Annotated in this window: 8 protein-coding genes; 3 read left to right on the top strand and 5 right to left on the bottom strand. The window is 36.9% G+C overall.

Annotated features, from left to right (window positions below):
• The first annotated feature begins 155 nt into the window (after positions 1-155).
• From EWU22_RS06740 to EWU22_RS06750, 3 genes are all read left to right on the top strand, one after another.
• Positions 156-368, top strand: a complete 213-nt coding sequence (locus tag EWU22_RS06740) for a hypothetical protein (protein ID WP_130924940.1) — start codon at positions 156-158, stop codon at positions 366-368.
• A gap of 222 nt (positions 369-590) precedes the next feature.
• Positions 591-2,444, top strand: a complete 1,854-nt coding sequence (locus tag EWU22_RS06745; RefSeq protein ID WP_130924941.1) for a YgiQ family radical SAM protein — start codon at positions 591-593, stop codon at positions 2,442-2,444.
• Between the two features lie 14 nt (positions 2,445-2,458).
• Entirely contained in the window at positions 2,459-2,668 is a 210-nt protein-coding gene (locus tag EWU22_RS06750; RefSeq protein ID WP_109322565.1) for a zinc ribbon domain-containing protein YjdM, read from the top strand.
• 494 nt (positions 2,669-3,162) lie between these two features.
• On the opposite strand, the gene EWU22_RS06755 is transcribed toward EWU22_RS06750, so the two are convergent.
• The 5 genes from EWU22_RS06755 to EWU22_RS06775 form a co-directional block, all read right to left on the bottom strand.
• The gene (locus tag EWU22_RS06755; RefSeq protein ID WP_130924942.1) at positions 3,163-4,026 is read right to left on the bottom strand and encodes a hypothetical protein; all 864 of its coding nucleotides are present in this window, start codon (positions 4,024-4,026) and stop codon (positions 3,163-3,165) included.
• A 7-nt stretch (positions 4,027-4,033) separates the two neighbouring features.
• Positions 4,034-5,779 (bottom strand): ATP-binding protein, encoded by a 1,746-nt coding sequence (locus tag EWU22_RS06760; protein ID WP_130924943.1) that lies wholly within the window; start codon positions 5,777-5,779, stop codon positions 4,034-4,036.
• 1 nt (position 5,780) lies between these two features.
• Complete coding sequence (locus EWU22_RS06765) at positions 5,781-6,809, bottom strand: SIR2 family protein (RefSeq protein WP_130924944.1); 1,029 nt, start codon at positions 6,807-6,809, stop codon at positions 5,781-5,783.
• 399 nt (positions 6,810-7,208) lie between these two features.
• Positions 7,209-7,889: an ABC transporter ATP-binding protein gene (locus tag EWU22_RS06770; RefSeq protein ID WP_130924945.1), complete on the bottom strand. Its 681-nt coding sequence runs from the start codon at positions 7,887-7,889 to the stop codon at positions 7,209-7,211.
• Complete coding sequence (locus EWU22_RS06775) at positions 7,886-8,803, bottom strand: ABC transporter permease (RefSeq protein ID WP_130924946.1); 918 nt, start codon at positions 8,801-8,803, stop codon at positions 7,886-7,888. Before EWU22_RS06775 ends, EWU22_RS06770 begins: the two co-directional genes overlap by 4 nt.
• Positions 8,804-9,845: the final 1,042 nt, after the last annotated feature.

Below are 9,845 nucleotides of genomic sequence, written 5' to 3' on the forward strand. Positions count from 1 at the left end.
CTGCGCGGAACCGATGTTCACTCCGCATACGGCTTTAATCTTTGACGCTTAGCTCAGACCTACGCACGGGGTCAAATATTCGCCTGCCGCTTCGCTCATGCTGCGTTCCCATCTTTCGTTGGGATTAACCGTTATGTGTAGAATGTAGAATTTATATGAATGACAATATCGTCGTTCAGCTCCAGCGAAAGGTGATGAACGAAGCGGTAGACGAGGTTTTGACCTCAGCATGGGCGATGCGCGTCGGCGTCAAAAATATAGGCGATAGCGTAGTGAATCACGGTTTCGCGAAGCGAAATTCGCCTTTGCTGGACGACAAAAAAGAAGTTTTTTTGTTTCTTTTTTTTCAAAAAAAGAAAGATCAATGAGATTTTTAACTAAAAAATGTATTTATGTGAACTTATTTAGCAATTCTTTTTACTGAACCTTACTTACCAAAGCATTTCATTTTTTATGAAAAAAAAGAAAATCCAAAGTAATCAATGTTCAATCAAGTTCATGATATTGAAATTCTACATTCTTCATTCTACATTTCCCATTCCACATGAACCAAACTAGGTAAACCAAGCAAATTCAGTTAATTTTGCAAGATGGAAGAAAGACCGATCACCGACTGGTTACCCTTGACAAAAAAAGAAGTGGAAAAACGCGGCTGGGACGAGCTAGATGTTATTTTAATATCAGGCGACGCCTACGTAGACCATCCCTCTTTCGGCACGGCAGTGATTGGCAGAATCATGGAAAGTGAAGGTTTGAAGGTGGGTATTGTAGCCCAACCCAACTGGCAAGATGATTTACGTGATTTCAAGAAATTAGGCAAACCCAAGTACTTTTTTGGTGTAACCGCCGGTTGCATGGATTCCATGGTGAATCATTATACAGCCAACCGTCGTTTGCGTTCCAATGATTCCTACACCCCCGGTGGTGAAGCAGGTTTTAGACCTGATTATGCTACCACAGTTTATTCCAAGATTCTCAAAGAAATTTATCCCGATGTTCCTGTCTTGATTGGGGGTATTGAAGCCTCTTTACGTCGGGTGACGCATTATGATTACTGGGCCGACAAATTATTTCCATCGGTTTTAGTAGATTCTAAGGCGGATATGTTGGTCTACGGCATGGGCGAGCAGCCTTTGCGCGAGATTATTCGTGGCGTGAAAAGCGGGATTCCTTTGACAGACTTAACGAATATCAATCAAGTCGCTTTTTTACAGCCTAAAGAGGCCGCTTTGCCCGAAGTCGATTCTTGGGAAACGGTCAGTTTGAGCAGTCATGAGGATTGCTTGGTCGACAAAATTAAATACGCTGCCAATTTCAAGATTGTGGAGGTAGAGTCCAATAAATGGCAGGCCAATCGTATTACCCAGCAAGTAGGCGATCAAACCTTGGTAATCAATCCTCCTTTCAAAACCATGGAAGAGGCGGAGATGGATCGCTCTTTTGATTTGCCTTATACCCGTTTACCTCATCCTAAATACCGCAAAAGAGGGCCTATTCCCGCTTTTGAGATGATTAAATTCTCGGTCAACATGCACCGAGGTTGTTTTGGAGGTTGTAGTTTTTGTACCATATCGGCCCACCAAGGGAAATTCATTGCTTCTAGAAGTGAGAAATCCATCATGAAAGAGGTAGATCAAATCACGAAATCACCGGATTTTAAAGGTTACATTTCTGATTTGGGCGGACCATCGGCCAACATGTACAAGATGCGTGGCAAAGACGAGTCTATCTGTGCCCGTTGCTCTAGTCCAAGCTGCATTCACCCGGTGATTTGTTCCAATTTGGATACATCTCACAAGCCTTTGACGGAGATTTACAAGAAAGTAGATGCGCATCCAGGCATTAAGAAAGCATTCGTGGGTTCGGGAGTGCGTTATGATTTATTGGTGGATGATTTCAATAAGAATAATTCCGACATGAACCACGATGAATACATGGAGCAATTGATTACGCGCCATGTATCTGGCCGATTGAAAGTGGCTCCAGAGCATACTTCCGATGCTACATTGCGGGTTATGCGTAAGCCTTCTTTCAAATATTTCAGGAAGTTCAAAGAGAAATACGATGCCATTTCAGCCAAACATGGTTTGAAACAGCCCTTGATTCCTTATTTCATTTCTTCTCATCCAGGATGTGAGGAAGTGGACATGGCCAATTTAGCAGCCGAGACCAAGGATTTAGGCTTTCAATTAGAACAAGTACAGGATTTCACCCCAACGCCCATGACGGTAGCCGAGGTGATTTATTATACAGGTGTGCATCCGTATACCTTGCAGCCGATTTATACGGCCAAAACTAAGGAAGAGAAACAAAATCAAAATAAGTATTTCTTTTGGTATAAAGCCGAGTTCAAGGATTGGATTCGGAACCGTTTGACCAAATTACAGCGGCCCGACTTAGCGCAGCGCTTATTAGGCTTTAGAAATAGGAACCAAAAATATTAATCAAATTATAGCACATGGAAGTTAAAGACAGCAACGGTAATTTATTGAACGACGGAGATTCAGTAACAGTCATCAAAGATTTAAAAGTGCGTGGATCATCTGGCGTGATCAAACGTGGAACCATGGTGCGCAATATCCGTTTAACCGACTTTGAAGGCGAAGTAGAAGGTAAAGTAGAAAAAACGATGATGGTCTTGAAGACGGAGTTTTTGAAGAAAGCGTAATTGAATGGTGAGGGGTAAATGATAAATAGGAGCTTGTGAATGTCTGAATGACGTTGACAGTTTTTTGATTTTATAATCTAGCATTCGTAAGATTATTTAAACGACGAAGCTGACTGAAAATTTGAATGGGAAAATCCGAAAATACACGTAAAACAATCTCTCTTTCTCAACGGATGATGCCTTTATGAAGTTAGTATATTTGGCTGTATATAAAGCATCCAAAAATGGAGCCTTCCAATTCAGAACAGGTGAATTATACTGACTCGGTATTGGCTATATTTAAATAAAAAGTCTGAATACAAAAGAAAAACCGAACCCTTTGTTTTTTATTTACACACTTAATGAGATAGTGTCTTTGTGATTTATTGTTGCCATAAAGTTAACAATACAAAATTGTACAAATCTTGGTTTGAATTTAATAGATTCGTTTAATTTAAATGAATTATTTTCAAGCTTTTGTTATTCCTTGCTGATTCTTTTATCATGTTGCAATTTTATATTTTAACTAACCACTGTGTCCCTGTTAATTGTCTAAAGTTGCTTAAAACTAGATGACTATAAAACAGTTCATTGTCTTCAATTTTTGAGTATTGTTCGTTGAGTTTTTTAAATACGGCTGAGTAATATTGGTTTTCTGACATTAAGGAAACAATCTGCTTTCTGAAGTTAATTATAGCTGTTCGGTTATTTTCACCTGTTTTGTAATTGTCATTGTTTATGCTGTTAATAGTTTTAATCAAATCAAAGTTTTCAATTTTTTCAGGCTCACTACAAGCTATTGAAAACGCTCCTGATTGAACGTATGTATTACAATGGTGTGTATTTAGTTCCGAAGCTTTTCGGAAATTAGAAATATTTATTATTTGTCTATTAAGATGAGCTGTCACAAGTTCGTTTACGTCATGTAAAGCTGGTGATGCGTAAACAATAAAAACTTTCGTTCCGAATTGATTGTCAATATGCATCAATAATTCTTGTTGTACTCTGTAAATGTCATAACGATAATAAGGCTCATTCCAATGCGACCACTCCCTACCAAGTGGGATAGTTATGAATGTTGGTTTTTTATATTGAAACAAAAGATTTGTTTTTATAGATGGAATATTATCAAGCGTAACACCCAGAAAGTGTTCCATTTCTTCTGCGATTTCTCTTAACTCCAAACCTGCAAAAGATGGATAGAACCAAAAAGGATGACCTAATCTTCGCCAAAGTCTTCTATTCGATGAAAGAGCAGAACTATCAAATCCTAAACTGCCTTCTTGAACTTGTCCAAGTGGGAAATATATATCTGTTTGGCGAGCCAATTCAGAATTGAAATAGTTCTCATATGTTTTTTCTTCAAATCTTGCTCGCATAATTCGTTTAAGATTTCGATTGTTTTCTTAGTCCACTTACTGCTGTTGCAATGTCTTGTTTTGATGTGTCAGAACTCCATTCTTTCCAAAATTTAACTGTAGCACTTTCTGGTTTAATTTTAGGTTCGTCAATTATAATTCTTGTAGGAAGTAATGATGCATCTCCAACAACTAAAGCTTCACCAATATCTAAAATTGGAAGTACGTCAGTCAATCCAGATAAATTATCAGGAAGCAAGCGTTTAATTACTGCTTGGTCTTCTGCATTTGACAATCTTAAAGCAATAAAATTATTACATTGGCTAAGGACTGTTCTATTTACTTCTGCTGGTCGTTGGCTAATAACAGTTAAACTAACTCCATATTTTCTACCTTCTTTTGCAATCCTTTCAAAACTTTTTAGCCCTAATTCAGCGGCTGCATCTTGATTAGTTCTTTCTGGAATATAAAGATGAGCTTCATCACAAAGCAAAGCAATTGGATGTTGGTTTTCCCTTACAGTCCATTGTTGAACTGTAAAAACAAGCCTAGCTACTAAACCAATAACTAAAGGAAGTACGTCAGACGGAACTTCTGAAAAATCAATTATTTTTACACCTGCTTTTTTAGGGTTAGATGATGTTCCCAACATTAATCTATCACAAAGTTTATTTAACCAATTGATATCTAATTCATCACTAGAAATTTTAAAAAGGAAACCAAGTCGTTTATCCTGTGTTTTTGCTTCAAGTCTTTGAACAAATCTTGTCAGTTTTCCGAAAAATGGGCCTTGCTTTTCTGTTCTTGTTCCTTCAACCATTTGTTGGTCTAGATCTGCAAGGTCATTTAAAATATTATCAATTTTGTATGGTATTGGGCTATCAATAGTTATACTGCCTTTAAATGTTGTGTCTCCAATTTCATCTAAGTATTTCAATTTTTCAGCAAACACTGTTTTAGAGAAAAGCATTGCTTGATTGGGTGCATTACTGTCACTTCTATCTAGAAGCATAGCAAGCATTTCTTCATATGTTAGAAGCCAATAAGGCAACATTAAAACATCATTCTCTAAATTCCCTGTTTTGCCCAAATCGGAAGGATTTGCAACACGTAAGTGTTGCAAACCATCCATTTTGAAATCTTTACAACTGTATTCTCCGTGTATGTCAAATAATATACAATTAGCCATCGGAAGCTGTGCAATTTGCTCTATTAGTTTCGCAACACACCAAGATTTTCCAGAACCTGTACTTCCGACTATTACTGCATGTCGTTGAAATAATTTATCACCATCTAAAAATGCTTGCGCTTGTTCATCAATTGAGTATTTTCCAACGGTCAAAGGCACTTTATAATTCTCATGACTTGATATTGTAGTCATGAATTTTGTAATGTTTTCACCATCTATTGGAAAACATTGTGCTTCAATTTCAGGAACCGTATCAAGATTGCGTTTAAACACGTTTTCTTTATGTCCATGTCTATCGAGTAAAGTTCCAATAAGATTTACTTTGAGAATATTCTCTGTAAAAAGAAACCCACTCAACCCTAAGTCACTTTCTATTGGATTTTCTTCATCAGATGCCTTTCGAGTTATTCTGTTTATCAATCCAATTAAATGTTGTCCAGCTTTTACACTTCTAATAGCTACGAGTTGGTTAACATGAAGCTTTCTAAGTTTCTCCAACTCTTTAACTTTGATAATAACTGTTGCTGTATCAACACTGAAAACCGTTCCAATTGCCTGACTGTCGTCAAAATTAAATATTGCCATTTTAGTTTCTTATTAGTTTTATGTACTCTGAAAGTTCCCAATAATTAACATCAGGTATTATTAATTCTCCAGAAAATGAAGATGAGTAAACACGACTATCTTTTCCGTTAGCTTCTTCAATCAAAATGTATTGTTTACAACCTTTTTCAATTATAGATTGTTTTGTTTTAGATGTTAGCTCTTTTGTAATTACTATTATTGGTTTGCCACTTTTAATTTGTTCTATTAATTTGGGTTGGACATGAATGTCATTAAACCCGTAACCAATACAGAGAAAAGAAGTAGCCTTTTCAATTTCATTATCAGCTTCGGTAAAAATTGTCCTAAATGGTTCCAATTGTGTTTCATAATATTTGGAAAGCCCAGGCGTTACGATTAATGGTTTATGATTTACAGGAATAGTTGAGCGATATGGTAATTGCCTGTCCATTTCTTCATGAGACTTGAACCAATCTAAGGAACCATGAACTTTCCAAATATTCACTTGTCCTTTAAAACCACTTAATTTTGTTAAGTTTTGTTGATGTATGCTCTTGGAAAAATGTCCTACAAAATTTTGAGAAAATCCTGTGCAGATAAAAGCATTAGAAAAGCTTGCTGCATATTCAGCAAGTCGGTCATAATTAGTTGTCACAATTGATACTTTTCTTTGTGATGCTTTTAAAAGATGAGTTGTTAATTCTGCTAACGGAAATTCCAACTTTCCTTCAAGTAAATTTTCAAAAGCTTCAAAGTCATGCTTGTTTACAAGTGTCCAAGTTTCAAATATTACTTTTTCTAATACTGTTGGTCTTAGTTGAATTTGAAGCAATGTTGTTTCTAGGTCGTTAACCTTGTCAAGCGTTGATTTGAACTCTTCAAATTGGGCAATGTCGTCGGTTTCTGAAAATGTAATATTATTTTTTAAATACTCTCCAAGTGTCCACATAGAAGGAAGTTGAAATGGAACAGATGCTCCACTTCCAAGAATTATTAACGGAACTCGATTTGTCCAATCTTGTATTAATTTAATTAAAGCTTCTATTTCCATTCTTATTTTCTTATTTCTGTTGGATTTTTTTTAGCTTGTTTAATGATCGCCTTTTCTAGCTTATTCGACAAATTATTTAATAACTAGATCTTATTATAACATGAGATATCAATATTATTACAATTTTTAAATATTATCACCAACGCCGCTAATCTACCCAAAATCCATTTACCCACAAGATTCAGCAAGTCAGTGAGTTAGACTTTGTTGTAAAGACAAATTGAAATTTTGCTAGAAAATGAACCATAGAAATTGAGAACATGCCGTTTAATCCATTGTTGGAATTTATATGGAGGTATTTGAACTAAAATGTGGCAAGAAAATAGCTAAGAGAAAGCTATCAACCGTTCGTGTAAAATGCTTCCATGGAAGGTGATATAGGAAAGTATTTCGGGCGTCTTATGTCAATCCTAATTTGTCCAATTTTTTACCCAAGGTCATTTGCTTGATTTCTGTTTCCAAGATGGCAAAGTCTGGCTTTTGCACAGACTTGATCAAACTCCCTTGGCTCATTACATGTATTTCATCGCAGGTATCACTCAAGGTGGAGAATATATGCGAGGAAATAATCACGGTTTTATTCAATGCTTTGAGTTGATGAATAATTTCCGTAATCAGGATATTACTTTGAATATCCACTCCATTAAATGGCTCATCTAGGATAAAGTACTCGTTGCCTTGCAATAATATGGCCGTCAAGGCTAATTTCTTCTTCATTCCCGTGGAATATGTCGCCGCATATTGGTTCAAAGGCAAATCAAATATGTTCTTGTCCTCCATGTTGGGGATTTGGACGCCCCTGGCTTGGCATAGCAAGTGTAGGTATTCTTTGCCTGTTATTTTGGGAAAGAAGAAAGGTTCGGTCAGCAATAAACCCAGGTGATTTTTAAGTGGTGTTAGATGTGAACTGATCTCACCTTCGTAGTCTTCTAGTCCTGCTATGCACCTAAAGAAGGTAGTCTTTCCTGCGCCATTTTCACCCACAATCCCATATACTTTGCCCTTTTCAAAATCCAGTTGGATTTGATGCAACACTTCCTTGGTCCCAAATTTCTTGGATAAGTTTCGGATGGATATCATTTTAATAAACGGCTAAGGCGGTGTTCAGATTTTTTGAAAAAGAAGGGAATGAAAATCAGGAGAAAGGGCGGAAACCAGAGGCATAGCGCCAAAAAGATACTAGGTGTGAGGTATATTTCATTGGGATACTCAGAATATTTGCTCACAATCATCGATATCAAAAATGCCCAACTAAGCACAATGAATAACAAGATGATGCCCATGTTTGGATAAAAGAAATAGGAGATGAGCAGTGCTATGGGTAAAGCAAGCAAAGAAGAATACAGTAAGGCCGTTTTTATTTTCCTCAACAAAAATGCTCTCGGTTTCAGATGGAAGGCCCAAACGTAATATTCATTCTCTGCTTTGGAATGGTAAAATAGGCATGTGATAAATACGATCAACAAAGCAAATATCCCCATATTGAAATTGTCTTGAAATACAGCCACAACAGCCAATCCATAAGCCAGAATAAACAGGTAAAATGTATTTCTGAAACCTACCGTAAATTCAAAAGGTCTTTTTGAAAATGGTGTCCAGAGCGTCCATGCCATGACTGTTTTGAACTGGCTGAGAGCTAATAGGATGACCAATGCCAGCAATATGGCCATATAAGCAAAAAGCTGTTGATACAGCAGAAAAGCGATAAAAGGCAAGGAAGCCATCACATTCTCGCCAATTCTAATTTTTTTCATGCTAGAATCGCCAAAACAAATTCGTAGAAACTCCGTTCTCCGCTTTTCCGACAAATTTCCAATCAGCGATAGTGCGAAAAGCAAGTAAATGTAGGGGGCAAATTCGGTGCTTTGAAAAAGGTAAACAGATAGTCCTAAGAACAAAGCTGTCAATCCAACATAACCCAATAGCGGATGTATGCCAGCATCTCTCAAATGGCGGTTGGTCATCTTTACTTGTAATTCAAAATACTCTTTCAACAGGCTGTTGTTTGGAGCTATTAAAATACGCTAAAATGAATCATTGACATAACCGTTCGTGTAAAATGCTAGTCATTTGCAGTTACCTCTTAATGTAGAATGTAAAATGAAGAATGTAGAATTTCTGATAGAATTCACCTTAGCTGGACGACAAAAAAGAAATTCCATGTGAATTAATGAAACGAAAAGTATTTTAAACTCTTTTGAATTCGTCACTTTTTCTGGAGCTTAACTTTCTTTGGTCTTTCTTTTTTTTTAAAAAAAAGAAACAAAAAAAACGGAAGAAATACGGTTAATCCTAAGACGAATTCCGCTGCGCGGAATCAATTGTCACTCCGCATACGGCTTTAATCTTTGACGCCAACGCACATAGCCCTTGCGCAGGGTCAAATATCCGCCTTCCGCTTCGCTCATGCTACGTCCCAATCTTTCGTTGGGATTAACCTCTACATGTAAAATGTGAAATTTTTAATAGAAAACACCGTCGTGCAGCCCTGCGAAATGTGATGAACGCAGCGGTAGACGAGGTTTTGACCTCAGCATAGGCGATGTGCGTAGGCGTCAAAAGTATAGGCGATAGCGGAGTGAATCACGGTTCCGCGAAGCGGAATTCGCCTTGGCTGAACGACAAAAAAAGAAGTTTTTTTGTTTCTTTTTTTTCAAAAAAAGAAAATCCATGTGAATTAATGAAACGAAAAGCGCTTGATTTCAAATGAAAAGTATTTTACACTCTTTTGAATTCGTCACTTTTTCTGGAGCTTAACTTTCTTTGGGATTAACCTCTCAATGTAAATTGTAAAACTCTAAATGGTTTTTCTACATTCTTCATTCTACATTGAACGGTTAATCCAACGAAAGATTGGAACGCAGCATGGGCGAAGCGGAAGGCTGAAAGGAAATGGAATGATGAATTATAAATTATAAATGGATGTAGGATTTTACATTCTAAACACTAATAACTCATAACTAATATTGCCGCTGCGTTCATCACATTTCGCAGGGCTGCACGACTATGTTTTCCATCAAAAATTCTACATTCCTC

This window comes from Aquirufa nivalisilvae, assembly GCF_004307455.1.
Classification (GTDB): Bacteria; Bacteroidota; Bacteroidia; order Cytophagales; family Spirosomataceae; genus Aquirufa; species Aquirufa nivalisilvae.

Coding starts and splice junctions, on each gene's coding strand:
- EWU22_RS06745 (WP_130924941.1), top strand. CDS start 591: ATGGAAGAAAGACCGATCACCGACTGGTTACCCTTGACAAAAAAAGAA.
- EWU22_RS06740 (WP_130924940.1), top strand. CDS start 156: ATGAATGACAATATCGTCGTTCAGCTCCAGCGAAAGGTGATGAACGAA.
- EWU22_RS06750 (WP_109322565.1), top strand. CDS start 2,459: ATGGAAGTTAAAGACAGCAACGGTAATTTATTGAACGACGGAGATTCA.
- EWU22_RS06755 (WP_130924942.1), bottom strand. CDS start 4,026: ATGCGAGCAAGATTTGAAGAAAAAACATATGAGAACTATTTCAATTCT.
- EWU22_RS06770 (WP_130924945.1), bottom strand. CDS start 7,889: ATGATATCCATCCGAAACTTATCCAAGAAATTTGGGACCAAGGAAGTG.
- EWU22_RS06760 (WP_130924943.1), bottom strand. CDS start 5,779: ATGGCAATATTTAATTTTGACGACAGTCAGGCAATTGGAACGGTTTTC.
- EWU22_RS06765 (WP_130924944.1), bottom strand. CDS start 6,809: ATGGAAATAGAAGCTTTAATTAAATTAATACAAGATTGGACAAATCGA.